The organism is Erwinia sp. 1181_3, from assembly GCF_052824965.1.
Window position 1 is genome coordinate 163,783 of record NZ_VTDE01000006.1, and the last position, 25,287, is coordinate 189,069.

The following is a 25,287-nucleotide window of genomic DNA, read 5'->3' on the forward strand; positions in this document are numbered from 1 at the left end:
TTATCAGGTATCAATAAAGTCACTGCCAGAATTTAATGAGGTTTGAATCAATGATCCGCACTCATCGCCTACTCGGTCTACTACTAAACGCATCCTCTTTGCGCGGTAGACTGGTGGGCGGAATCAATCACTGATTCAGGCCTGTAAAACCTAAGAAACCCGCGCCGATGCGCGGGTTTTTTTATGCTCGCAGCAGCAGGCGACGTAAACCAGACAAGGAACTATTCCATGAGCGACCAAGTCATTATTTTCGATACCACTCTGCGCGATGGCGAACAGGCATTACAGGCCAGCCTGAGTGTGAAAGAAAAACTGCAAATTGCCCTGGCACTCGAACGTATGGGCGTTGACGTGATGGAGGTCGGTTTCCCGGTGTCGTCTCCTGGTGATTTTGAATCCGTCCAGACCATCGCCCGCCAGATTAAAAATAGCAGGGTCTGTGGCCTGGCACGCTGTGTAGAAAAAGATATCGACGCGGCCTATGAAGCGCTGCGTGTTGCAGATGCCTACCGTATTCACACCTTCCTCGCCACCTCGCCGATGCATATCGCCACCAAGCTGCGCAGCACGCTGCCAGAAGTGATTGAGCGTGCAGTCAAAATGGTGAAACGCGCACGTAACTATACGGACGACGTGGAGTTCTCGTGCGAGGATGGCGGACGCACCCCCATTGATGACCTGTGCCGCGTAGTGGAAGCGGCAATTAATGCCGGTGCCACCACCATCAACATCCCTGATACCGTGGGTTACACGCTGCCGTACGAATATGCCAACATCTTTAGCGCATTACGCGATCGTGTGCCGAATATTGATAAAGCCATTCTGTCTGTTCATACCCACGACGACCTGGGGATGGCGGTAGGTAATGCGCTGGCCGCCGTTAACGCGGGCGCCCGTCAGATTGAAGGGGCGATGAATGGCCTGGGTGAGCGCGCAGGTAACTGTGCGCTGGAAGAAGTGATTATGGCGATTAAAACCCGCGGACAATTGATGAACGTTCAGACGCGGATTAATCATCAGGAGATCTACCGTACGTGCCAGACCGTCAGCAAAATCTGCAACATGCCTATCCCTGCCCACAAAGCGATTATCGGCTCCAATGCTTTCGCTCACTCTTCCGGTATCCACCAGGATGGCGTGCTGAAAAATCGCGAAAACTACGAAATCCTGACACCAGAATCCATCGGTCTGAAACAGGTGCAGTTAAACCTGACCTCACGTTCCGGCCGTGCTGCCGTGAAGCACCGCATGGAAGAGATGGGCTACACCGACAGCGAATACAATATGGATACGCTGTACGACGCATTTAAGGCGCTGGCCGATAAAAAAGGCCAGGTGTTCGATTATGACCTGGAAGCACTGGCTTTTATCAACAAACAATCTGAAGAGCCAGAATACTTCACGCTGGATACCTTCAACGTGCAGTCCGGCTCCAGCGTGATTGCGACCGCTACCGTGCAACTGGGCTGCGGTGAAGAACAGAAGACTGCAGCGGCGACCGGAAACGGCCCGGTGGATGCGGTGTATCAGGCGATTAACCGCATTACCAGCTTCGATACCGAGCTGATCAACTATCAGCTGACCGCTCAAGGTCACGGTAAAGATGCCCTGGGTCAGGTGGATATCGTGGTGCAGTACAACGGCCGCAAATTCCACGGCGTGGGCCTGGCGACGGATATCGTCGAATCCTCGGCTAAAGCGATGGTCAACGCACTGAACACTATCTGGCGCGCACGTCAGGTTGAACAGGAATTACAGCGTAAGTCTCAGATCAAAGACCAAAAGGAAGCCGTATAACATGTCCCGCACTTACCATATCGCAGTGTTACCCGGTGATGGCATCGGCCCGGAAGTGATGGCACAGGCCAGTAAAGTCCTGGACGCTATTCGCCAGCGTTTTGATCTGCGTATCTCCACCAGCGAGTATGACGTTGGCGGTATCGCCATTGACCGCCACGGCGTACCCTTGCCTGAGGGCACCGTCAAAGGCTGTGAGCAGGCTGACGCTATTCTGTTCGGTTCTGTTGGTGGCCCAAAATGGGAACACCTTCCACCGACCGAGCAGCCTGAGCGCGGCGCCCTGTTGCCACTGCGCAAACATTTCCAGCTGTTCAGTAACCTGCGCCCGGCCAGCCTGTATCAGGGGCTGGAAGATTTCTGCCCGTTGCGCCGTGATATTGCCGATCAGGGGTTTGATATCCTGGTGGTCCGTGAACTGACCGGTGGGATTTACTTCGGCCAGCCGAAAGGCCGCGAAGGCAGCGGTATGCATGAACGCGCTTTCGACACCGAGGTGTATCACCGTTTCGAAATCGAACGCATTGCGCGTATCGCCTTTGAATCCGCGCGTAAACGCCGTAACAAAGTCACCTCGATTGATAAAGCCAATGTGCTGCAATCCTCGATTCTCTGGCGTCAGATTGTGAATGAAGTGGCGCAGGATTACCCGGACGTCGAGTTAAGCCATATGTATATCGACAATGCCACCATGCAGCTGATCAAGGCGCCGTCACAGTTTGACGTGATGCTGTGTTCTAACCTGTTCGGTGACATCCTGTCCGATGAATGTGCCATGATCACCGGCTCGATGGGCATGCTGCCGTCAGCCAGCCTGAACGAAAAAGGCTTTGGTCTGTTTGAACCGGCCGGTGGCTCCGCCCCGGATATTGCCGGTAAAAATATTGCTAACCCGGTGGCGCAGATCCTGTCGCTGGCCCTGCTGCTGCGCTACAGCCTGAATGCGGCCGATGCCGCTGATGCGATTGAGCAGGCCATTAACCGTGCGCTGGAAGAAGGTTTCCGCACCGGCGATCTGGCAGGCAGCGGCAAGGCGATCGGCACCGATGAAATGGGCAGCGTGATTGCCCGGTTTATTCGCGAAGCATAAAAATATGAAAACACTGTACGAGAAGCTGTTTGATGCGCATGTCGTGCACGAAGCACCCAATGAAACGCCGCTGATCTATATCGACCGTCACCTTGTCCATGAGGTGACGTCAGCGCAGGCCTTTGACGGTCTGCGCGCACACGGTCGCCCGGTGCGCCAGCCGTCAAAAACCTTTGCCACGATGGATCACAACGTCTCCACTCAGTCGCGTGACATCAACGCCAGCGGCGAGATGGCACGGATTCAGATGTCGATGTTGATCAAAAACTGTGAGGCCTTTGGCGTCCAGCTGTTTGACCTCCGCCATCAATTCCAGGGCATTGTGCATGTGATGGGGCCAGAGCAGGGATTATCACTGCCTGGCATGACCATTGTTTGCGGTGATTCCCACACCTCAACCCACGGTGCACTCGGTGCGCTGGCCTTTGGCATCGGCACCTCCGAAGTGGAGCACGTACTGGCAACGCAAACGCTGAAACAGTCACGGGCGAAAACCATGAAGGTTGAGGTACGCGGTCAGACTGCGCCAGGGATTACTGCAAAAGATATCGCGCTGGCCATTATCGGTAAAACCGGCAGCGGTGGCGGCAACGGTCACGTTGTGGAGTTCTGCGGTGCAGCTGTCGAAGCGCTGAGCATGGAAGGGCGTATGACCCTGTGCAATATGGCAATTGAACTGGGTGCCAAAGCCGGGCTGATTGCGCCCGATGACACCACCTTTAACTACGTCAATGGCCGCCGTTTTGCCCCTAAAGATGCCGCCTGGCAGCAGGCCGTCGACTACTGGCGTACGCTGAAAACTGATGAAGGCGCGCACTTCGACAAAGTGGTCACGCTGGATGCAGCAGATATAGCGCCGCAGGTCACCTGGGGAACCAACCCCGGTCAGGTGATTGCCGTCAGTGACCCGATTCCCGATCCGGCTTCGTTCAGCGATCCAGTGGAACGTGCCTCGGCAGAAAAAGCGCTGGCCTATATGGACCTGAAACCCGGTATCCGTCTGACCGACGTGCCGGTGGATAAAGTGTTTATCGGCTCCTGCACTAACTCGCGCATTGAAGATTTACGCGCGGCCGCAGCCGTGGTGAAAGGGCATAAGATTGCTCAGGGTGTGCAGGGCTACGTGGTGCCGGGTTCTGGCCCGGTGAAAGCGCAGGCAGAAGAAGAAGGTCTGGATAAGATCTTTATCGATGCGGGCTTTGAATGGCGTTTACCGGGCTGTTCTATGTGCCTGGCGATGAATAACGATCGCCTCAGCCCCGGAGAACGCTGTGCCTCCACCAGCAACCGCAACTTTGAAGGTCGTCAGGGCCGTGGCGGACGTACCCATCTGGTCAGCCCGGCCATGGCCGCCGCAGCGGCGGTCGCTGGTCACTTTGCTGATATCCGCGAGCTGATTTAAGGAACTGTTATGGCGAAAAAATTCACGCAGCACAGCGGTATCGTGGTGCCGCTGGATGCGGCTAACGTTGATACCGATGCGATTATCCCTAAGCAGTTTTTGCAGATGGTGACGCGCACCGGTTTCGGCCGCAACCTTTTTTATGACTGGCGTTATACCGACCCCGAAGGGCAAATTTCCAACCCGGAATTCGTGCTGAATAAGCCTGAGTTTAGCGGGGCCAGCATCATGCTGACGCGGGAAAATTTTGGCTGTGGTTCCTCACGCGAACACGCCCCCTGGGCGCTGACGGATTACGGAATTCAGGCCATTGTCGGTTCCGGTTTTGCCGATATCTTTGCTAACAACTCATTCAATAACCAGCTGCTACTGGTGACGCTGAGCGAAGCGGAAGTCGACGAGATGTTCCAGTTAGTGGCAGCGGAACCGGGCATTCGCTTCACGGTTGATCTGGAAAATCAGCAAGTGCGGGCCGGGGATAAAACCTACCCGTTTGAGATCGACAGCTTCCGCCGTCACTGCCTGATTAACGGGCTTGATGCGATTGGCCTGACCTTACAACACGACGCCGATATCACCGCGTACGAGCAAAAACAGCACGCGTTTTTGCGTTGATATTGCGGGCTGACCGAAAAAGAAGGTCAGCCCCTGGAACCTCTGTACGGGCCAGGCATGCGCGGCCCGTATTTATACCACGCGCTGTTCTCTGACCCGCCACGACAGCGCAAACGCCACCAGCGCCAGCAGTAACGCCACCCAGTACACCGAGTGATGGCCGAACGTCTCCGCCAGCGCCCCCTGCACCACACCCGCCAGGATCACCCCGGTTGAGATACTGTTGGTAAACAGCGTGGTGGCCGCACCAGGCCGCGACGGCATCAAGTCCTGGAACCAGATCATGCCAATCCCGGCAATAATGCCGATATACACCGCATTAAACAGCTGCAATATCATCAGTGCGGTGCGACTCTGGAACAGCACCAGACCAAGATAAAACAACGCCCCGCAGGCCACCGCCAGCAACATCATATTACGCTTACCAAAGCGTTTCACGTAGTGCCCTGCCAGCAGCATCACCGGGATCTCCAGCCCTGCCGCCGTCCCCATCAACAGACCGGCCAGCGTATCCGGCATTCCCAGCACGCTACTGATATACAACGGCATATCAATGATATACATCGTGTTACAGGTCCACATCAGGACCGATCCGATAAACAGCATACGCACATCGCGGCTCTTCCAGCCGCTGACGTCGGTGATGGGCACATCTGCTGTCGCAGCCTGCACGCGCGGCACCGACGGCAGGGTAAACCAGATTAATGCCACACAAACCACGAACAGCAGCGCAGCGACGAGAAACATGGTGGTAAAACCGTAGTTCAGCGCAATAGCAAAAGAGAGCGGCGGGCCAATTACCCACGCCAGTGATAACTGGGCGCGCATCACTGAACTAAACATCACCGCTTCACGGGCAGAGCTGTCAGCATATTCGCGTGCCAACGCAAAAATTTGCGGCATCGCCACGCTGGCGACCGCAGACAAGAAGACCCCGGCGGTAATTAACGTCAGATAATGACGATTGAAGGCGAATAACAACGCGTTACCTATCGCCATCACGCAGCAAAACAGGATCAGCATACGTCGGTCACCACGACTGTCCGAGCGTTTTGCCAGCAGCAGACTGACCACGATCCCCGCCACCGCATTCACCGTATAAAACAGCCCAACCCAGAAGGGGCGCACCGCCACTTCACGGCTCAGAAACAGGCTAAGAGTGGGGGCCTGCAACGCACCGGCAATCCCAACCATGAAAGAAACCGCCATAAAAGCCAGATAGACCGGATGAATACGACGGCGTTGGAGCGATGTCATGACGGATGCCTCGACTGGCTGAAACAAGAGTGAACAGACTCAGAGCTTAGAAGAAAACCGACGAAAAAAGCCAGCGGCTTACCGCTGGCTGGTGAAAAGCACCATACTCAGAATCAGGGCTTACGCCACTGTGAATGATTGAACGCCATTCCGAAGAATGCCTCCCGCTCTTTCATCTGTTGCCATTATCGCCGTAATATAAGGCAGGAAAAACAGACAGCTTTTAACACAGGGTTCCTCTTTTATGTCCTCACCCCGTTTACAGCAGCAATTTATCCGGCTCTGGCAATGTTGCGACGGCCAGCCACAGGAAACCACGCTCAGCGATCTGGCGGTACAGCTTAGCTGTTCCCGGCGTCATATGCGTAACCTGCTGAATGCCATGCAGGATCAGGGCTGGCTGGAGTGGCAGGCTGAGGCAGGACGCGGCAAGCGTTCACGCCTCACTTTCCGTTATACCGGGCTGGCGTTACAGCAACAACGGGCAGAGGACTTACTGGAACAGGACCGCATCGACCAACTGGTGCAACTGGTGGGGGATAAAAACCGCGTACGTCAGATGCTGCTCTCCCATTTAGGCCGCAGTTTCCGCCAGGGTAAACATATTCTGCGCGTGCTCTACTACCGTCCGTTACTGAATCTGCTGCCCGGGACGCCGCTGCGCCGCTCGGAAACGCATCTTGCGCGGCAAATCTTCAACGGGCTGGCACGGATAAATGAGGAAAACGGGGAAATCGAGCCGGATATTGCCCATCACTGGCAACAGATCGCCCCGCTGCACTGGCGCTTCTTTCTGCGCCCGGCCATCCACTTCCATCATGGCCGTGAACTGGAGGTTGAGGACGTCATTGCCACGCTCGTACGCTTACAAGAGCAACCGCTGTTCAGCCACCTCGAACGTATTGAATGCCACACGCCCTGGACGCTGGATATTCATCTCAGCCAGCAGGATAACTGGCTACCCTGGCTGCTGGGCAGTGTCAGCGCCATGATCCTGCCGAAAGAGTGGCCGCATATGCGTAATTTTGCCCGTCAGCCGGTGGGCACCGGCGCCTACGAGGTGGAACGCAACCAACACAGCCAGCTGCGCATTGCCGCCTTTGATGACTACTTTGGTTATCGCGCATTGATTGATGAGGTCAATATCTGGGTGCTGCCGGAGATCAGCGACGAACTGGTCTACTCCGGTGTCAAACTGCAAAGCGAAAACACTGATGAAAAATCCGAAGAGAGCCGACTGGAAGAGGGCTGCTATTTCCTGATGTTTGATCAGCGTTCTGAGCACGGATGTAACGAACAACTGCGCCGCTGGATCAGCACCATTTTCAACCCTATCGCCCTGCTGAACCACAGCGGTATTGCCTACCAGCGCTACTGGTTCCCGGCCTACGGCCTGCTGCCACGCTGGCATCATCGCCGCGATATGGCCATTGCAGAGAAACCCGCCGGGCTAACCTCACTGACCATCACCTGGTACAGCGATCATATTGAACACCAGGGCATTGCCAACGCGCTCGGACCGATCCTTGCCGCACACGGCGTTGAGCTGATCACTCAGGAAATTGATTATGAAAGCTGGTATCGCGGCGAGGCTAAAAGCGATATCTGGCTGGGCAGCGCCAACTTTACCCTGCCGCTGGAGTTCTCTCTGTTTGCCCTGCTGTATGAGATCCCGCTGATGCACCACTGTGTGCCGACTGACTGGGAAAGCGATGCCCGACTCTGGCGCGAGCAGAAACTCTCGCTGGCCGACTGGAGCAAGCAGTTGATCGACAGCAACTTCCTCCATCCGCTGTTCCACCACTGGCTCCTGCTGCATGGACAGCGCAGTATGCGCGGTGTACGCATGAACACGCTGGGCTGGTTCGACTTTAAATCTGCCTGGTTCGCTCCCCCCGAATCATGACGCTTTCGTAACAAAGACGAAACCACTAGAATGAGCCGTTCTCAACGGGGTGCGAAGACATCTGCTGACGCCGGATCACTGCCTGCGCAGCACTTTAAAACGCTGCGAGCAAGCATTCAGCCGGTGAAGGCCAGCGCACAGCCACCGCAGCATACATCAGTATGTGAGGATGGCGCGCACTGCCCGACGCCGGATCAATGCCTGCGCAGCACGTTTTCGCTGAGATAAAACCCGTCGAACCTGACCCGGATCATACCGGCGTAGGGATTTGAGAGTGTCACTGACTCAGATCCTTTGCGCATACCTTCAAGGAACGCAAAGTGTTGAAAAAATATTTACCTCTGCTGGTGCTGTTTTCCCTGCCTGCCCTCGCGGCCAAAGAAACCCTGACGGTTTACACCTACGACTCCTTCTCTGCCGAATGGGGACCGGGTCCAGCCATCAAGAAAGCCTTTGAAGCACAGTGTCACTGTGAACTGACATTCGTGGCCCTTGAAGATGGCGTCTCGCTGTTAAACCGGCTGCGCATGGAAGGCAAAAACAGCAAAGCGGATGTAGTGCTGGGCCTGGATAACAACCTGCTGGATGCCGCAGAAAAAACCGGGCTGTTCGCCGCCTCAAACACCGATACGTCCCACAGTACCGTCCCCGGCGGCTGGAAGAACACGACGTTTGTCCCTTATGACTACGGCTGGTTTGCTTTTGTCTATGACAAAACCAAGCTACAGAACCCGCCGAAAAGCCTGAAAGAATTGGTCGAGAGCGATCGTCCCCTGAAGGTGATCTACGAAGATCCGCGCACCAGCACCCCGGGCCTTGGCCTGCTGTTGTGGATGCAGCAGGTGTTTGGCGATAAAAGCCCGGAAGCCTGGCAGAAGCTGGCAAAGAAAACGGTGACCGTCACTAAAGGCTGGAGCGAGGCGTATGGCCTGTTCCTCAAGGGCGAAAGCGATATGGTGCTCAGCTACACCACCTCTCCCGCTTATCATCTGATTGAAGAGAAGAAAGATCAGTACGCCGCCGCCAACTTCAGCGAAGGGCACTATTTACAGGTGGAAGTCGCCGGTCAGTTGAAGTCCAGCAAGCAACCGAAGCTGGCGCAGCAGTTTATGCAGTTTGTGATGACTCCAGCGTTCCAGGACACCATCGCCACCGGCAACTGGATGTACCCGGCAATCAGCACGACACTACCAGCGGGCTTCAATACCCTGACTGTTCCAACGACCTCACTGCAATACAGCCCACAGGACGTGGCAACACAGCGCAGCAACTGGATTAGTGCATGGCAACGCGCCGTCAGCCGCTAATTCCCGGCTGGTTAGTGCCCGGCGTGCTGGCTGCGATGCTGCTGGTCAGCGTGGCCTCGTTGGCGTTTTTTGCCCTTTGGCAGAATGCGCCCACCACCGACTGGCGCGGCCTCTGGCAGGATAGCTATCTGTGGCACGTGCTGCGCTTCTCCTTCTGGCAGGCACTGCTGTCCGCGCTGCTCTCGGTGTTGCCCGCCATTCCTCTGGCCCGGGCCCTTTACCGCCGCCGCTTCCCTGGCCGCAACACGCTGCTGCGGCTGTGTGCCATGACGCTGGTGTTACCGGTACTGGTGGCGGTATTTGGTATTCTCAGCGTATATGGTCGCAGCGGCTGGCTGGCGCAGCTGTGCGCCCTGCTTGGCGTTGACTACACCTTCTCGCCTTACGGCCTGCAAGGTATCCTGCTGGCCCACGTCTTTTTCAACCTGCCACTGGCCACCCGCCTGCTGCTGCAGGCACTGCAGCAGATCCCCGGCGAACAGCGGCAGATCGCTGCACAGCTAGGCCTGAGTGGCTGGGCACATTTTCGTATTGTCGAATGGCCATGGCTACGGCGCCAGATCCTGCCCGCCGCAGCGCTGATCTTTATGCTGTGCTTTGCCAGCTTTGCCACCGTACTGTCGCTGGGCGGCGGTCCGCAGGCGACCACCATTGAGCTGGCGATCTTCCAGGCATTGAGTTTCGACTACGATCCCGGGCGCGCAGCCCTGCTGGCGCTGTTACAGATGCTGTGCTGCCTGGGGCTGGTTATGCTCAGCCAGCGTCTGAGTAAAGCGATCCCAGCGGGCAGCGACAGCCTGGGCGGCTGGCGCAATCCGCAGGATAGCTGCCGTGCTCGCATACTGGATTTGTTGCTGATTGCCGCCGTATTACTGCTGATCCTGCCACCGCTGCTGGCCGTGGTGATCGACGGGTTGAATCAGGGGTTCAGCACGGTACTGCATCAGTCTGCGCTGTGGCAGGCAATGTTAACCTCTGTGCGCATTGCACTGGGAGCGGGAATACTCAGCGTGGTTCTGACGATGATGCTGCTTTGGAGCAGTCGTGAGCTGCGCCTGCGTCAGCGCCCGTTATGGGGACAAACGCTGGAAATGAGCGGTATGCTGATCCTCGCGATGCCTGGGATTGTGCTGGCAACCGGCTTTTTCCTGTTGCTCAACCAGACCATCGGGCTGCCCGAGTCAGCGGAAGGGATGGTGATCGCCACCAACGCACTGATGGCCGTTCCCTATGCGATGAAAGTGCTGGAAAACCCGCTGCGCGATATTGCCGGGCGCTATAGCCTGCTGTGTCTGTCGCTGGATATTCGCGGTTGGAACCGCCTGAGGCTGATTGAACTGCGCGCGCTGAAACGCCCACTGGCACAGGCGCTGGCCTTTGCCTGCGTGTTGTCGATTGGTGATTTTGGCGTGGTGGCGCTGTTCGGTAATGAAAACTTTCGCACACTGCCCTTTTACCTTTATCAGCAGATAGGCTCGTATCGCAGCAGCGACGGTGCGGTCACCGCCCTGTTACTGCTGTTGCTCTGCTTCCTGCTGTTTACCCTGATTGAAAAACTGCCGGGGCGCCATGTTAAACCTGACTAATCTGACTTATCTGTATCACCACCTGCCAATGCGCTTTACCTTCAGCGTGCAGGCGGGTGAACGCCTGGCGATCCTCGGCCCCAGCGGGGCGGGAAAAAGCACCTTACTGGGCCTGGTCGCCGGATTTTTACCGGTGAAAAGTGGTGAATTACAGCTGAACGGCAGCGAACATCGCGACAGCGCGCCAGCCCAACGCCCGGTATCGATGCTGTTTCAGGAGAATAACCTGTTCCCACACCTGACCGTGGCGCAAAACATTGGGCTGGGGCTGCACCCTGGCCTGAAGCTTAACCACCAGCAGAAGCATGAGTTACAGAATATCGCCCAGCGCGTCGGTCTGACGGACCACTTACAGCGTCTGCCCCATCAGCTTTCAGGCGGTCAGCGCCAGCGTGCGGCACTCGCCCGTTGTCTGGTGCGTCAGCAGCCGATCCTGCTGCTGGACGAACCCTTCTCAGCGCTGGATCCGGCGCTGCGTAAAGAGATGTTAGGCCTGGTGGATGACGTCTGTACCGAACGCAATATCACCCTGCTGATGGTGTCGCACAGTATTGAAGACGCCGCGCACATTGCGCCGCGTAGCCTGCTGATTGTTGATGGGCGGGTTTACTGGGATGGCAGCACCGCGCAGTTACAGCGCGGTGCAGTGCCAGAAGCGGCGATATTGGGCATCGCCTTAGAAGAACACATCCCACAATAAGTGACGGAAAATCGGCATCATTGGATGGAACTGGATCGCCGTAAAGCTCACCACCGCCAGCACTATCATCAGCGGCGCCAGCCAGCGCAGACGCGTCAGAGGCAGATACGACGTAGCCCAGTCGTTCTGCTTCCTGGAACGCAGCCAGCGCCAACCCAGCCAGCAGCCCAGCCATACCAGTATCGCAACGCCTAACAGCAGCCACTTAAAGAGGCCGCTGCTGGCATCCTTTGGCACATCAATCGCCACCCCGGCGAGGATCCCCGGCAATAAGTAAAGCGGCGGCCACAGAATGCAGCCGATGATATTCGGGGGAATAAACTTGCGGACTGGCAGTTCAAGCATTCCGGCGACCAGCGGGATGAGCGGGCGTGTTGGCCCCACAAAGCGGCCAACGATGATGGTAAACATGCTGTGCTCATGCAGCGCGTGCTCCGTTTTATCCATCAGCTTCTGGTGTTTTTTAATAAACGACCAGCGGTGCAGCGGCCCTTTGAACTGCCAGCCAATAAAATAGGAAATCCAGTCGCCCAGCAGACAACCCAATGTGCCAACGGCCCAGGCAGGATACAGCCCAATCTGCCCGCTGCCGATCAGTGCGCCAAATGACGCCATCAATACCGTACCCGGTAACAGCAACCCGACCAGCGCCAGCGATTCAAAAAAAGTCACCAGCCCAACGGCCAGCAGTGACCAGGCCAAAGATTGGGTGATTAAATGTTGCAGCCAGGCTTCCATAACATTCCAAAAAAATGAGCAGAACCCCGGATTGTCCAGAGGCGGCAGGAAAGCGTCAAGGTCTGTTTTGTATGGGAACGTAGCAACGGAGTAAAGGTCTGGATTCAGGAGATGAACACTGTATAAATAAACATGCTAATATTAACACTTCATCACCCCCGGGAGACAGTGTGAACGACGCACAGGCAGGCTTTCTACTCACACGCCACTGGCGGGATACACCCGCTGGCAGTGAAATCACACTCTGGCTGGCGACGGATGCTGGCCCGCAGATGGTGGTGCTGCCGCCGCAGGAGTCCGTGGCGTTTATTCCAGCTGAACAGCAGGCAGCAGCCACGCGGCTGTTAGCGGGTGAGCGCGACTGGCGTTTTGCCCCGCTTGAGTTGAAAGATTTTCGCCAGCGTCTGGTGGTTGGCCTGTATTGCCGACAGCAACGCCAGCTACAAAAGCTGGATAAGCTGCTGCGTGAGAATGGCATCACGCTGTATGAAACAGATGTACGCCCGCCAGAGCGCTTCCTGATGGAGCGGTTTATCACTGCCCCGGTCTGGTTCAGCGGTCAGCCCTCCGGGGACCGACTGATACAAACCCGTCTGAAACCACACCCGGATTATCGCCCGCCGCTGAAATGGGTATCGCTGGACATCGAAACAACGCGTCACGGCGAGCTGTACTGCATAGGCCTGGAAGGGTGCGGCCAGCGGGATGTCTACATGCTTGGCCCGGAGAACGGCGATGCCAGCCACCTCGATTTTAATCTGGAATATGTCGCCAGCCGCCCGCTGCTGCTGGAAAAACTCAACGCCTGGTTTGCCCGTCATGACCCCGATGTGCTGATCGGCTGGAACGTAGTGCAGTTCGACCTGCGTGTGCTGCAAAAACATGCCGAACGCTACGGCATTCCACTGAATCTGGGGCGGGGTTACAGCCCGGCGCTGGAGTGGCGCGAGCACGGGTTTAAGCCGGGTGTTTTCTTCGCCCAGGCCAGCGGACGGCTGATTATTGACGGCATTGAAGCCCTGAAATCTGCCTTCTGGAACTTTGAATCCTTCAGCCTTGAAGCGGTTTCACGCGAACTGCTGGGGGAAGGGAAAGCCATCAATAATCCCTGGCAGCGTATGGAAGAGATTGATCAACGCTTTGCGGAAGATAAGCCCGCCCTGGCCCACTACAACCTGAAAGACTGCGAACTGGTGACGCGTATTTTCCAGCACACTGAACTGATGCCGTTCCTGCTGGAACGCGCATCGGTAAATGGCCTGGCCGTCGATCGCCACGGCGGTTCGGTGGCCGCATTTGGTCACCTCTACCTGCCGCGTATGCATCGTGCCGGTTTTGTGGCCCCAAATCTGGGGGATGTCGCGCCAGAGGCCAGCCCTGGTGGCTATGTGATGGACTCACAGCCCGGCCTGTATGACTCAGTGCTGGTGCTTGATTACAAAAGCCTGTATCCGTCGATTATCCGCACCTTTTTAATTGACCCGGTCGGGTTGGTTGAAGGCATGGCACAGCCGGATGAGGCCCATTCTGTCGCAGGCTATCGCGGTGCACGTTTTTCCCGCACCAACCACTGCCTGCCCGCCATTGTGAATCAGATCTGGCAGGGACGGGAAGAAGCCAAAAAGCAGGGCAATAAGCCGCTGTCGCAGGCGCTGAAAATCATTATGAATGCCTTTTATGGCGTACTGGGCACCAGCGCCTGTCGTTTCTTCGATCCGCGTCTTGCCTCCTCCATCACCATGCGCGGTCACGATATTATGCGTCAGACCCGGGAACTGATTGAAGCCGAGGGTTTTGATGTGATTTACGGCGATACCGACTCCACCTTCGTCTGGCTAAAATCGGCTCACGACGAAGCGCGCGCAGGGGAGATTGGCCGCCGTCTGGTGGACACCGTCAATCAATGGTGGCAACAGCATCTGCGCGCAGAATTCAACGTAGAAAGCGCACTGGAGTTGGAGTATGAAACCCACTTCAGCCGTTTTCTGATGCCAACCATCCGGGGTGCCGAACAAGGCAGCAAGAAGCGCTATGCGGGGCTGATACGCAGCGGTGAGAAGCCGCGTATGGTCTTTAAAGGATTAGAAACGGTGCGTACCGACTGGACGCCGCTGGCACAAAAATTTCAACAGGAGCTCTATCTGCGCATTTTTACCGGGCAACCCTATCAGGACTATATCCGGGAAACCGTGCGCCAGCTGCTGGAGGGGGAACTGGACGATCAGCTCACTTACAGTAAAAGGCTGCGTCGCCCGCTGGGTGAATACCAACGAAATGTGCCCCCGCACGTGCGTGCCGCACGTATCGCTGATGAACAAAACCAGAAGCTTGGCCGGCCACTGCTCTACCAGAAAGGCGGGAAAATCCGCTATGTGATGGCCACCTCTGGCCCGGAACCGCTGGAAGCGAGGATCACGCCACTGGACTACGATCACTATCTGACGCGCCAGTTACAACCGGTGGCCGAGGGTATCCTGCCGTTTATGCAGGATGACTTTGCTACACTGGTAACAGGACAGCTGGGGCTTTTTTGACAGGTGACGAATGGGCGACCTTCCAGTACCATAGCGCTCCTCCTAAGTATCAATCGTTCTGAATTCACCGCCAGGTACTTTTTTACCGGGCAGCAGTGCTATTGCCTGAAACAAACTAGACGAGAATCGAGCCGAATATTTATGCCTTTTACACTTGGTCAACGCTGGATAAGCGATACGGAAAGCGAACTGGGATTGGGAACTGTGGTTGCCGTAGATACACGTATGGTCACCCTGCTCTTTCCTGCCACGGGCGAAAACCGTCTCTACGCCAGAAATGATTCTCCCATCACTCGTGTGGTGTTCAATCCTGGCGACACCATTACCAGCCATGAAGGTTGGCAAATGGTCGTTGACGAGGTAAAAACCGACAATGCCGTTGTCAGCTATGTCGGAACCCGGCTTGATACCGAAGAAGCAAACGTCGTCCTGCGTGAGGTGATGCTCGACAGCAAACTGGTGTTTGGTAAACCACAGGATCGCCTGTTTGCCGGACAACTGGATCGTATGGACCGTTTCGCGCTGCGTTTTCGCGCGCGTAAATATCAGAGTGAGCAGTACCGCCTGGCCACCAGCGGCCTGCGCGGTATGCGTACCAGCCTGATCCCCCACCAGTTGCATATCGCTCACGATGTCGGCCGCCGTCATGCGCCGCGCGTGCTGCTGGCCGATGAAGTGGGCTTAGGGAAAACCATCGAAGCAGGGATGATCATCCACCAGCAACTGCTGGCGGGCCGCGCCGAACGTATTCTGATTGTTGTGCCAGAAACGTTGCAGCATCAGTGGCTGGTTGAGATGCTGCGTCGCTTCAACCTGCGCTTTGCCCTGTTTGATGATGACCGCTACGCCGAAGCCCAGCACGACAGCGACAACCCGTTTGAAACCGAGCAGATGATTATCTGTTCGCTCGACTTTGTCCGCCGCAATAAGCAGCGTCTGGAAAAACTGGCCGATGCCGAGTGGGACCTGATGGTTGTGGATGAAGCCCATCACCTCGTCTGGTCTGAAGAAGCACCAAGCCGTGAGTATCAGGTGATTGAGCAACTGGCCGAGCAGATCCCGGGCATCCTGCTGCTGACCGCTACCCCGGAACAGCTGGGGATGGAAAGCCACTTTGCGCGTCTGCGTCTGCTGGATCCCAATCGTTTCCACGACTTCGCACAGTTTGTTGAAGAGCAGAAGCACTTCCGTCCGATTGCTGATGCCGTCGCGATGCTGCTGGCCGACAAAACCATCGGTAACGATGAGCTGAATCTGCTCAATGATCTGATGGGTGAACAGGATATTGAGCCGCTGCTGCAAACCGCCAACAGCGACCGTGAAGGCAAGCTGGAAGCTCGTCAGGAGCTGATCAGCATGTTGATGGACCGCCACGGCACCAGCCGCGTGCTGTTCCGTAACACCCGTAACGGTGTGAAAGGCTTCCCGAAACGCGAACTGCATCAGATCCGTCTGCCACTGCCGACGCAGTATCAGACGGCAATCAAAGTCTCCGGCATTATGAGCGCCCGTAAATCAGCGGATGAGCGCGCACGCGATATGCTCTACCCGGAGCAGATTTATCAGGAATTTGAAGGCGACAGCGGCACCTGGTGGAACTTCGACCCGCGTGTAGAGTGGCTGATGGGCTTCCTGACCAGCAACCGCGACAAAAAAGTGCTGGTGATTTGCGCCAAGGCAGCCACAGCCCTGCAACTGGAGCAGGTACTGCGTGAGCGCGAAGGTATTCGTGCCGCCGTGTTCCACGAAGGTTTGTCGATCATCGAACGTGACCGCGCAGCGGCATGGTTTGCCTCGGAAGAAGATGGCGCTCAGGTGCTGCTGTGTTCGGAAATCGGTTCAGAAGGCCGTAACTTCCAGTTCGCCAGCCAGATGGTGATGTTCGACCTGCCCTTTAACCCGGACCTGCTGGAGCAGCGTATCGGCCGTCTTGACCGTATTGGTCAGGCACACGATATCCAGATCCACGTCCCTTATCTGGAAAAAACCGCGCAGTCGGTGCTGGTACAGTGGTATCACGAAGGGCTGGATGCGTTTGAGCATACCTGCCCGACCGGCCGTACCGTTTACGACAGCGTTTATGCGCCCCTGATTGAGTTCCTGGCCGCGCCGGAAAATACCGAAGGGCTGGATGACTTTATCCATCAGTGCCGTAAACAGCATGATGCCCTGAAAATACAGCTGGAGCATGGCCGCGATCGCCTGCTGGAACTGAACTCCAACGGCGGCGAAAAAGCTCAGGCGCTGGCGAACCTGATCGCCGAGCAGGATAACGATATTGAGCTGGTGAACTTCGCACTCAACCTGTTCGATATCGTGGGCATTAATCAGGAAGATCGCAGCGATAACCTGATTATCCTGACCCCAGGCGATCATATGCTGGTGCCAGACTTCCCTGGCCTGCCAGAAGATGGCTGTACTATCACCTTCGACCGTAATCAGGCGCTGTCACGTGAAGATGCCCAGTATGTCAGTTGGGAGCACCCGATCATCCGTAACGGTCTGGATCTGATCCTCTCCGGTGATACCGGCAGCTGCGCGATTTCACTGCTGAAAAACAAAGCGCTGCCGGTTGGTACCCTGCTGCTGGAGCTGATCTACGTGGTGGAAGCTCAGGCGCCGAAGCATCTGCAACTGACGCGCTTCCTGCCGCCTACGCCGGTGCGCATGCTGGTTGACCGCAAGGGCACCAATCTGGCCGCGAAGGTGGAATTCGAAAGCTTCAACCGTCAGCTTAACGCGGTCAACCGCCACACCGGCAGCAAGCTGGTCAATGCCGTACAGCAGGATGTCCATGAGATCATCAAACTGTCGGAAGATGAGGCGGCCGTCGAAGCCCGCAAGCTGATCGATGCAGCACGCGCAGAAGCGAATGAGAAACTGAGTGCCGAACTGTCACGTCTGCAAGCATTAAGCGCCGTCAACCCAAACATCCGCCAGGATGAAATGGATGCGCTGGAAAACAACCGTGAGCAGGTGCTGGCGAATCTGGACGAAGCGGGCTGGCGCCTGGACGCGCTGCGCCTGATCGTTGTCACACATCAGTAACGAGACAGGGCCGGCGCACGCCGGCCCTTACGAGAGAGTTATGGAACCCTACAACCCACCACAAGAACCCTGGCTGCATATTCTCTATCAGGATGACCACATCATGGTGGTGAATAAGCCCAGTGGACTCCTTTCCGTTCCCGGTCGTCTGGAAGAGCACAAAGACAGCGTAATGACGCGCGTACAGCGTGATTATCCAGCTGCGGAATCGGTCCATCGCCTGGATATGGCCACCAGCGGTGTGATTGTGGTGGCACTGACAAAAGCCGCCGAGCGTGAGCTGAAGCGGCAGTTCCGCGAACGTGAACCGCAGAAAACCTATGTGGCGCGCGTCTGGGGACATCCGCAGCCAGAAAAAGGGTTGGTCGATCTACCGTTAATTTGTGACTGGCCGAACCGGCCGAAGCAGAAAGTTTGTTTTGAAACCGGTAAGTCTGCACAAACGGAATATCAGGTGCTGGATTACGCCAGTGATAACAGTTCCCGCGTACAGTTAAAACCGATTACCGGGCGCTCGCACCAGCTACGCGTGCATATGCTGGCGCTTGGCCATCCGATCCTCGGTGATAACTTCTATGCGCACGACGAGGCAAAAGCGATGGCTCCTCGCCTGCAGCTGCACGCCGAGAGCCTGAGCATTACCCATCCACAGTTCGGTACGCCGATGACGTTCAGGCAACCGGCGGATTTCTGATTTATTGCCATTCATCTGCACGGGGCGGGCATGCCCGCCCCCTACAATGTGTGTTTCGTAGTGGCCGGGCATGCCCGGCCAGCCAGCCTGATAACTATTTAAACCCTTTCTCGCGTTTGATGAGATCGTACGCGCCCTGAATCTCCTGCGCTTTCTGCTTCGCCATCTCCATCATCTCTGGCGGTAAGCCTTTCGCCACCAGCTTATCCGGGTGATGCTCCCCCATCAGCTTGCGATAAGCGCGTTTGATGGTGGTGCCATCGTCAGTGCTTTTCACCCCCAGCACGCTACAGGCATCTTCCAGCGTGGGTCCACGCTGCGCCCCCGTAAATCCGCCCTGAGACGATCCACTATAGTGCGAACCACCGCCAAACTGCTGACCGCTCTCCATCATCCGTAAGAACTGATCGAACTGCGCGCGCGAAATGCCCAGCTCCTCGGCAATCACATACAGCACCTGGCGCTCATTGGGATGCAGTGAACCGTCGGCAAACGCAGCCTGAATCTGAATTTCCAGGAACATACGGATCAGATCGAAACGGCCAAAACAGGCGCTACGCAACTCACGCAGCTTGTCCCGCAGAGGATAATCGCCCTCCTTGCCTTCGCGGAAAGCCTGCTGCGCGGCAATACGGCCGTTACTGTCCAACTGCATACGATCCATCAGCAGCGATGCCATCTGAATGTCGGCATCCGTCACCCGGCCTTTTGACTTTGTCAGATGCCCCATCACTTGGAAGGTGGTGCGGAAAAACAGCGCCTGACGCGTCTGTTGATTCGCAAAATAGCCCTGCCGTGCCGGCGAACGTGCTTTATCTATCAGATGCCCGGCCACAAGGCCAAAAAGCACACCCCAGAAGCCCGCACCCGATAAGAAACCCAGCACAAGACCCAATACTTTTCCCCAATAGCGCATATACTCCTCAATTCGCCATGCTGAAGGCTAAAAATTGCATTATCATACCTGTCATTTCTCTCACAGCCTATTGGTACGCGGCCAGACAACCAGAAGTATACCTGTCATAAAAGATGCAGGGTATGACTAGCGCAATGCAGTTGAGTACGTTAGTCTCTGACCGTTTGTCGGCATGATGCCAGTGATTACGGAATTCTCGATACCGCGTATGAATAAAAGACTACCTACGTTGCTGGCCACCTTGATTGGTTCAGCACTCTACAGCCATCAAGGGCTGGCTGATGACCTCGCATCCCAATGTATGCTCGGGGTGCCCAGTTACGACCGTCCGCTGGTACAGGGAAAGGCAACCAACCAATTACCCGTAACGATTGATGCCGATAGTGCCAAAGGCAATTATCCCGATGATGCAGTTTTTACCGGTAATGTGGATATTCGTCAGGGCAATAGCCGTCTGCAATCCGACGAAGTTCAGTTGCATCAAAAAATGCTCAGTGGGCAGACAACGCCAACGCGTACCGTCGATGCACTGGGTAATGTGCACTACGATGACAACCAGGTCATCCTGAAAGGTCCGAAAGCCTGGTCAAACCTGAATACCAAAGACACCAACGTGTGGAATGGTAACTACCAGATGGTAGGCCGCCAGGGGCGCGGTGATGCTGACCAGATGAAACTGCGTGATGATAACCGCTACACCATTCTGGAAAACGGCACGTTTACCTCCTGTCTGCCGGGTCAGAATAGCTGGAGCGTGGTCGGCTCTGAAATTATTCATGACCGCGATGAACAGCTGGCTGAAATCTGGAACGCCCGCTTCAAACTGGGCTCGGTGCCGATATTCTACAGCCCTTATTTACAGCTCCCGGTGGGCGATAAGCGCCGTTCCGGCTTCCTGATCCCGAATGCAAAATACGGCAGTAACAGCGGCTTCGAGTTTATGCTGCCGTACTACTGGAACATTGCACCGCAGGCCGATGCCACGCTGACACCGCACTATATCAGCCGCCGTGGCATGCAGTGGCAGAATGAATTCCGTTATCTGACTGGCGCAGGTACAGGTCTGGTGGAGTTCGACTATCTGAATTCAGACCGCGTCTATAACAGCGATCATCCGGATGATAAAGACGCCAATCGCTGGCTGTTCTACTGGCGTCATTCTGGCGTTTACGATCAGCACTGGCGGTTCAACGCCGATTACACCAAAGTCAGCGATCCTTACTATTTCACCGATCTCGACTCGGTGTATGGTTCAACCACTGATGGCTACGTTACGCAGAAGTTCAGCATTGGGTATGCGGAACAAAACTGGGATGCCACGCTGTCGACCAAACAGTTCCAAATTTTCTCCACCAACGCCAATAACGATGTGTATCGCGCCGAACCGCAGTTCGACTTCAATTATTACAGTAACGATATCGGACCGTTCGATACGCACGTCTATGCACAGGCAGTAAAATTCACTAACGTGAATGAGCGCTTGCCAGACGCCACGCGTCTGCATCTTGAACCGACCATTGACCTGCCGCTCTCCAACGGCTGGGGCAGCATCAATACCGAAGCCAAACTGCTGGCCACGCATTACGAGCAGAACGACGTTGATTATTACAACTCGCTCAGCACCAATAGCAATAATCAGCTGAAAGACTCGGTGAATCGCGTCATGCCGCAGTTTAAAGTCGACGGCAAGATGGTATTTGACCGGGATATGAACTGGTCACCGGGTTACACGCAGACGCTGGAACCGCGCGTGCAGTACCTCTACACGCCTTATCGTGATCAGAGCGATATCCGCGCTTACGACTCCACCCTGCTGCAAAGTGACTACACTGGCCTGTTCCGTGACCGTACCTACAGCGGCCTGGATCGCATCGCTTCAGCCAACCAGGTCACTACCGGTGTAACCTCGCGAATTTTTGATAACGATCTGGTTGAACGTTTTAATGCTTCCATTGGTCAAATCTACTCGTTCACCCCTGCTCGTACCGGGTTGAACAACACGGATGACGACGACCGCGGCAGCCTGGTGTGGGCTGGCGACACTTACTGGAAGGTGAGTGACAACTGGTCAGCGCGCGGTGGACTGCAATACGACACCCGCCTGAATAACGTTTCTCAGGGTAACGCCGTGCTGGAATGGCGTCGTGATGCTGACCGTATGGTGCAGTTGAACTACCGCTATACCAGCGAGGAGTATGTTCAGCAAACGCTGACCCAGTACAACAATGCGTTGTACCAGAAAGGGATTTCACAAGTGGGTGCAACAGCAAGCTGGCCTATCGCTGATGCATGGTCAGTGGTCGGTGCATGGTATTACGATACCAATGCAAACCAGGCGGCCGATCAACTGCTCGGTGTACAGTACAGCTCCTGTTGTTATGCACTCCGCCTGGGCTATGAACGTAAAATCACCAGTTGGGAAAACGACAGCAGTAAATATGACAATAAAATCTCGTTCAACATTGAACTGCGTGGCCTCAGCCCAAGCTATGGCTTAGGCACCGGTCAAATGCTGCGTCAGGGCATCCTGCCTTATCAACGCGCTTTCTGATGTTGTAATGTTTGGTATGCAAACCCGCAGTGCGGATAGAAGAATGGAAAAAGTATGAAGAACTGGAGAATGCTGATCCTCGGTGCAGCCCTGACAGCCAACACTGCGTTCGCAGCCCCGCAAGTTGTTGATAAAGTTGCCGCCATCGTGAATAACGGCGTAGTGTTAGAAAGTGACGTGGACGGCATGATGCAGTCCGTGAAAGGCCAGTCGCAGCAAGCCGGCCAGCAGTTACCGGATGATAAAACCCTGCGTCACCAGATCGTTGAACGTCTGGTGATGGATAATATCCTGCTACAGATGGCCAAACAGGCCGGAATTCAGGTGAGTGATGCGCAGCTGGATCAGGCGATTGGTAACATCGCCGCGCAGAACAAAATGAGTGTTGATCAGTTGCGTAGCCGTCTGGCGTACGATGGCATGAACTATGCCACCTACCGCGAGCAGATCCGCAAAGAGATGATCACCTCAGAAGTCCGTAACAACGAAGTGCGTCGTCGTGTCACGATCCTGCCTCAGGAAGTGGATCAGCTGGCAACGCAGATGGCATCGCAGAATGATGCTGGCACTGAGTTGAACCTCAGCCACATCCTGTTGCCACTGCCGGAAAACCCGACCCAGCAGCAGGTTGACGATCAGGAAAGCCTGGCAAAACAGCTGGCAGGTGAAGCCAAATCCGGTTCGGATTTCGGTAAACTGGCTATCACCTACTCTGCTGACCCACAGGCGCTGAAGGGCGGCAACATGGGGTGGGGCCGTATTCAGGAGCTGCCATCCCTGTTTGCTCAGGCGCTGGTGACAGCGAAAAAAGGCGATATCATTGGTCCGATCCGCTCCGGTGTGGGTTTCCATATTCTGAAAGTGAACGATATGCGCGGTGATAACCAGAGCATTTCAGTCACTGAAGTACATGCACGCCATATCTTGCTCAAACCATCCCCGATCATGACTGACGATCAGGCCCGTCAGAAGTTGCAAGAAGTGGCCGCTGAGATCAAAAGTGGCAAGCTGACCTTTGCCGACGCTGCTAAACAACTGTCGCAGGATCCGGGTTCAGCGAACCAGGGCGGCGATCTGGGTTGGAGCTCACCGGAAGTGTACGATCCTGCTTTCCGTGATGCCCTGCTGCGTCTGCAAAAAGGCCAGGTGAGCGGCCCGGTTCACTCTTCCTTCGGCTGGCATCTGATCCAGTTGCTGGATACCCGCAAGGTGGATAAAACTGATGCGGCGAAAAAAGAGCGTGCTTACCGCCTGCTGTTCAACCGTAAATTCTCGGAAGAAGCACAAACCTGGATGCAGGAACAACGTGCTGCTGCCTACGTGAAAATTCTGGATGCGAATGCTCAGTAATCAACGTGTGGTGATCACCCCCGGCGAACCCGCCGGGATTGGTCCCGATTTAATCGTTCAACTGGCACAGCTTGCCTGGCCGGTTGAACTGGTTGTCTGTGCTGACCCCGAGCTGCTGCGCACCCGCGCGGCAGCTTTGCATTTACCCCTGACCCTGCGCGAGTATCTACCGGGAAGCCCGGTGCAATCCCAGCAGGCAGGAACGCTCACCGTTCTGCCCGTGCCGCTGGCCCAGCCAGCGGTTGCAGGCGAGCTTTGCGTGGATAATGGTCACTATGTACTGGCAACCCTTGCACGCGCCTGTGACGGCTGTCTGAGCGGCGAATTCGCCGCCCTGATCACCGGACCGGTGCACAAGGGTGTCATCAACGATGCCGGCATCCCGTTTAGCGGGCATACCGAGTTCTTCGCCGAGCGCGCTGACTGTGAGCGCGTGGTGATGATGCTGGCAACGGAGGAGCTGCGTGTTGCGCTGGCGACCACCCATTTACCGCTGAAAGATGTGGCGGCCGCCATTACCCGCAACAGCCTGCATGAAGTGATCACCATCCTCCACGCCGACCTGCAAAGCAAGTTTGGTCTGGCTTCACCGCATATCTTTGTTTGCGGTCTGAACCCCCACGCAGGCGAAGGCGGCCATATGGGCCGTGAAGAGATCGATGTGATTATCCCGGCGCTGGATGAACTCCGCCAGCGCGGTATACAACTGACTGGACCTCTGCCAGCGGATACCCTGTTCCAGCCCAAATATCTGCAACATGCTGATGCGGTGCTGGCGATGTATCACGATCAGGGGCTTCCAGTGCTAAAATATCAGGGGTTTGGTCGGGCGGTGAATATCACCCTCGGTCTGCCATTTATCCGTACGTCTGTTGACCACGGCACAGCTCTCGAGCTGGCTGGAAGCGGCCAGGCTGATGCGGGCAGCTTTAAGACGGCGCTTAACCTCGCCATTACCATGATTAAGAGCAGTAATGAATAGTCGCGTTCACCAGGGCCACTTCGCCCGCAAACGTTTTGGACAGAACTTCCTTAACGATCCGTACATTATCGAAAGCATCGTCAATGCCATCCACCCACAAAAGGGCGAGGCGGTTGTCGAAATCGGCCCAGGCCTTGCTGCACTTACCGAGCCGGTAGGCGAGCGTCTGGACGCCATGACAGTGATTGAGATTGACCGCGATCTTGCCGCGCGTCTGCAAACTCATCCGTTCCTTGGCCCAAAACTGACCATTTTCCAGCAGGATGCGATGGCCTTTGACTTCGCCGCCTATGCGCAGGAAAAAGGTCAAAAGCTGCGTGTGTTCGGTAATCTGCCGTATAACATCTCCACTCCCCTGATGTTCCATCTGTTTAGCTATACCGGTGCCATTCAGGACATGCACTTTATGTTGCAAAAAGAAGTGGTTAACCGCCTGGTTGCCGGGCCTGGCAGCAAAGCCTACGGTCGTCTGACCGTCATGGCACAGTATTACTGCCAGGTGATCCCGGTGCTGGAAGTGCCACCCGAATCCTTTACCCCGGCACCGAAAGTCGACTCTGCCGTGGTGCGTCTGATGCCTTATGCACAGATCCCACACCCGGTTGACGACATTCGTGCCCTGAGCCGCATCACCACGGAAGCCTTCGGTAAACGCCGTAAAACCCTGCGCAACAGCCTCGGCCATCTTTTCTCTGCGGAAGCACTGGCAGAAATGGAGATTGACCCGACGTTGCGTGCAGAGAATATCAGCGTTGCACAATATTGCCGTATGGCGAACTGGTTGACTGCGCATCCTCAGCCGCAGGAGAACTGA

19 protein-coding genes are annotated in these 25,287 nt (G+C 55.9%); 16 read left to right on the forward strand and 3 right to left on the reverse strand.

What is annotated here, in order from left to right:
• Positions 1-50 precede the first annotated feature (50 nt).
• The 5 genes from leuL (at position 51) to leuD (ending at position 4,904) form a co-directional block, all read left to right on the forward strand.
• Positions 51-134 carry a leu operon leader peptide gene (leuL, locus tag FY046_RS16450; RefSeq protein WP_133842717.1) on the forward strand — a complete coding sequence of 28 codons (84 nt, stop codon included), beginning with the start codon at positions 51-53 and terminating at the stop codon, positions 132-134.
• Positions 135-228: 94 nt separating this feature from the next.
• Positions 229-1,797: a 2-isopropylmalate synthase gene (gene leuA / locus FY046_RS16455; RefSeq protein ID WP_446186290.1), complete on the forward strand. Its 1,569-nt coding sequence runs from the start codon at positions 229-231 to the stop codon at positions 1,795-1,797.
• Position 1,798: 1 nt separating this feature from the next.
• Complete coding sequence (gene leuB, locus FY046_RS16460) at positions 1,799-2,887, forward strand: 3-isopropylmalate dehydrogenase (protein ID WP_133842315.1); 1,089 nt, start codon at positions 1,799-1,801, stop codon at positions 2,885-2,887.
• A gap of 4 nt (positions 2,888-2,891) precedes the next feature.
• Positions 2,892-4,289, forward strand: a complete 1,398-nt coding sequence (gene leuC / locus FY046_RS16465; RefSeq protein WP_167863362.1) for a 3-isopropylmalate dehydratase large subunit — start codon at positions 2,892-2,894, stop codon at positions 4,287-4,289.
• A gap of 9 nt (positions 4,290-4,298) precedes the next feature.
• Positions 4,299-4,904, forward strand: coding sequence for a 3-isopropylmalate dehydratase small subunit (leuD, locus tag FY046_RS16470; RefSeq protein ID WP_133842317.1), 606 nt, complete (start codon positions 4,299-4,301; stop codon positions 4,902-4,904).
• 72 nt (positions 4,905-4,976) lie between these two features.
• Here leuD and FY046_RS16475 read toward each other — a convergent pair whose 3' ends face one another.
• Complete coding sequence (locus FY046_RS16475; RefSeq protein WP_133842318.1) at positions 4,977-6,161, reverse strand: MFS transporter; 1,185 nt, start codon at positions 6,159-6,161, stop codon at positions 4,977-4,979.
• Positions 6,162-6,405: 244 nt separating this feature from the next.
• Between FY046_RS16475 and sgrR the strand changes: the two genes are divergently transcribed.
• The 4 genes from sgrR (at position 6,406) to thiQ (ending at position 11,660) form a co-directional block, all read left to right on the forward strand.
• On the forward strand, positions 6,406-8,067 hold the full coding sequence (gene sgrR, locus FY046_RS16480) for an HTH-type transcriptional regulator SgrR (RefSeq protein ID WP_159336884.1): 1,662 nt from the start codon (positions 6,406-6,408) through the stop codon (positions 8,065-8,067).
• Positions 8,068-8,387: 320 nt separating this feature from the next.
• Positions 8,388-9,374, forward strand: a complete 987-nt coding sequence (thiB, locus tag FY046_RS16485; RefSeq protein WP_133842320.1) for a thiamine ABC transporter substrate binding subunit — start codon at positions 8,388-8,390, stop codon at positions 9,372-9,374.
• On the forward strand, positions 9,350-10,960 hold the full coding sequence (thiP, locus tag FY046_RS16490; protein WP_446186291.1) for a thiamine/thiamine pyrophosphate ABC transporter permease ThiP: 1,611 nt from the start codon (positions 9,350-9,352) through the stop codon (positions 10,958-10,960). Before thiB ends, thiP begins: the two co-directional genes overlap by 25 nt.
• Positions 10,944-11,660 (forward strand): thiamine ABC transporter ATP-binding protein ThiQ, encoded by a 717-nt coding sequence (gene thiQ / locus FY046_RS16495; protein WP_446186292.1) that lies wholly within the window; start codon positions 10,944-10,946, stop codon positions 11,658-11,660. The genes thiP and thiQ overlap by 17 nt, the downstream gene beginning before the upstream one ends.
• Here thiQ and FY046_RS16500 read toward each other — a convergent pair.
• Entirely contained in the window at positions 11,637-12,398 is a 762-nt protein-coding gene (locus FY046_RS16500; RefSeq protein WP_133842323.1) for a DedA family protein, read from the reverse strand. The two genes, thiQ and FY046_RS16500, sit on opposite strands and share 24 nt — an antisense overlap.
• Positions 12,399-12,568: 170 nt before the next feature.
• Between FY046_RS16500 and polB the strand changes: the two genes are divergently transcribed.
• The 3 genes from polB (at position 12,569) to rluA (ending at position 18,674) form a co-directional block, all read left to right on the forward strand.
• On the forward strand, positions 12,569-14,932 hold the full coding sequence (gene polB / locus FY046_RS16505) for a DNA polymerase II (RefSeq protein WP_446186293.1): 2,364 nt from the start codon (positions 12,569-12,571) through the stop codon (positions 14,930-14,932).
• A gap of 141 nt (positions 14,933-15,073) precedes the next feature.
• Positions 15,074-17,980: an RNA polymerase-associated protein RapA gene (gene rapA, locus FY046_RS16510; protein WP_446186294.1), complete on the forward strand. Its 2,907-nt coding sequence runs from the start codon at positions 15,074-15,076 to the stop codon at positions 17,978-17,980.
• 40 nt (positions 17,981-18,020) lie between these two features.
• A complete protein-coding gene (rluA, locus tag FY046_RS16515) occupies positions 18,021-18,674 on the forward strand; it encodes a bifunctional tRNA pseudouridine(32) synthase/23S rRNA pseudouridine(746) synthase RluA (RefSeq protein ID WP_159336881.1) in 654 nt (217 codons plus the stop codon).
• 94 nt (positions 18,675-18,768) lie between these two features.
• Here the strand turns inward: rluA and djlA are convergent, their stop codons facing one another.
• Entirely contained in the window at positions 18,769-19,590 is an 822-nt protein-coding gene (gene djlA / locus FY046_RS16520) for a co-chaperone DjlA (protein WP_133842327.1), read from the reverse strand.
• Positions 19,591-19,762: 172 nt separating this feature from the next.
• On the opposite strand from djlA, the gene lptD reads away from it, so the two are divergent.
• The 4 genes from lptD to rsmA are packed head-to-tail and all read left to right on the forward strand — an operon-like array spanning position 19,763 to position 25,287.
• Positions 19,763-22,141 (forward strand): LPS assembly protein LptD, encoded by a 2,379-nt coding sequence (gene lptD, locus FY046_RS16525; RefSeq protein ID WP_446186295.1) that lies wholly within the window; start codon positions 19,763-19,765, stop codon positions 22,139-22,141.
• A 54-nt stretch (positions 22,142-22,195) separates the two neighbouring features.
• A complete protein-coding gene (gene surA / locus FY046_RS16530; protein ID WP_133842329.1) occupies positions 22,196-23,491 on the forward strand; it encodes a peptidylprolyl isomerase SurA in 1,296 nt (431 codons plus the stop codon).
• Positions 23,481-24,473, forward strand: coding sequence for a 4-hydroxythreonine-4-phosphate dehydrogenase PdxA (pdxA, locus tag FY046_RS16535; protein ID WP_167863358.1), 993 nt, complete (start codon positions 23,481-23,483; stop codon positions 24,471-24,473). Before surA ends, pdxA begins: the two co-directional genes overlap by 11 nt.
• A complete protein-coding gene (gene rsmA / locus FY046_RS16540; protein WP_133842331.1) occupies positions 24,466-25,287 on the forward strand; it encodes a 16S rRNA (adenine(1518)-N(6)/adenine(1519)-N(6))-dimethyltransferase RsmA in 822 nt (273 codons plus the stop codon). Before pdxA ends, rsmA begins: the two co-directional genes overlap by 8 nt.

Bases quoted from the DNA above. Each gene is read 5' to 3' on its own strand.
- leuB (WP_133842315.1), top strand. From the start codon at position 1,799: ATGTCCCGCACTTACCATATCGCAGTGTTACCCGGTGATGGCATCGGC.
- leuC (WP_167863362.1), top strand. From the start codon at position 2,892: ATGAAAACACTGTACGAGAAGCTGTTTGATGCGCATGTCGTGCACGAA.
- surA (WP_133842329.1), top strand. From the start codon at position 22,196: ATGAAGAACTGGAGAATGCTGATCCTCGGTGCAGCCCTGACAGCCAAC.
- sgrR (WP_159336884.1), top strand. From the start codon at position 6,406: ATGTCCTCACCCCGTTTACAGCAGCAATTTATCCGGCTCTGGCAATGT.
- rapA (WP_446186294.1), top strand. From the start codon at position 15,074: ATGCCTTTTACACTTGGTCAACGCTGGATAAGCGATACGGAAAGCGAA.
- FY046_RS16475 (WP_133842318.1), bottom strand. From the start codon at position 6,161: ATGACATCGCTCCAACGCCGTCGTATTCATCCGGTCTATCTGGCTTTT.
- thiQ (WP_446186292.1), top strand. From the start codon at position 10,944: ATGTTAAACCTGACTAATCTGACTTATCTGTATCACCACCTGCCAATG.
- rsmA (WP_133842331.1), top strand. From the start codon at position 24,466: ATGAATAGTCGCGTTCACCAGGGCCACTTCGCCCGCAAACGTTTTGGA.
- leuA (WP_446186290.1), top strand. From the start codon at position 229: ATGAGCGACCAAGTCATTATTTTCGATACCACTCTGCGCGATGGCGAA.
- djlA (WP_133842327.1), bottom strand. From the start codon at position 19,590: ATGCGCTATTGGGGAAAAGTATTGGGTCTTGTGCTGGGTTTCTTATCG.
- rluA (WP_159336881.1), top strand. From the start codon at position 18,021: ATGGAACCCTACAACCCACCACAAGAACCCTGGCTGCATATTCTCTAT.
- pdxA (WP_167863358.1), top strand. From the start codon at position 23,481: ATGCTCAGTAATCAACGTGTGGTGATCACCCCCGGCGAACCCGCCGGG.
- FY046_RS16500 (WP_133842323.1), bottom strand. From the start codon at position 12,398: ATGGAAGCCTGGCTGCAACATTTAATCACCCAATCTTTGGCCTGGTCA.
- leuD (WP_133842317.1), top strand. From the start codon at position 4,299: ATGGCGAAAAAATTCACGCAGCACAGCGGTATCGTGGTGCCGCTGGAT.
- thiP (WP_446186291.1), top strand. From the start codon at position 9,350: ATGGCAACGCGCCGTCAGCCGCTAATTCCCGGCTGGTTAGTGCCCGGC.
- lptD (WP_446186295.1), top strand. From the start codon at position 19,763: ATGATGCCAGTGATTACGGAATTCTCGATACCGCGTATGAATAAAAGA.
- leuL (WP_133842717.1), top strand. From the start codon at position 51: ATGATCCGCACTCATCGCCTACTCGGTCTACTACTAAACGCATCCTCT.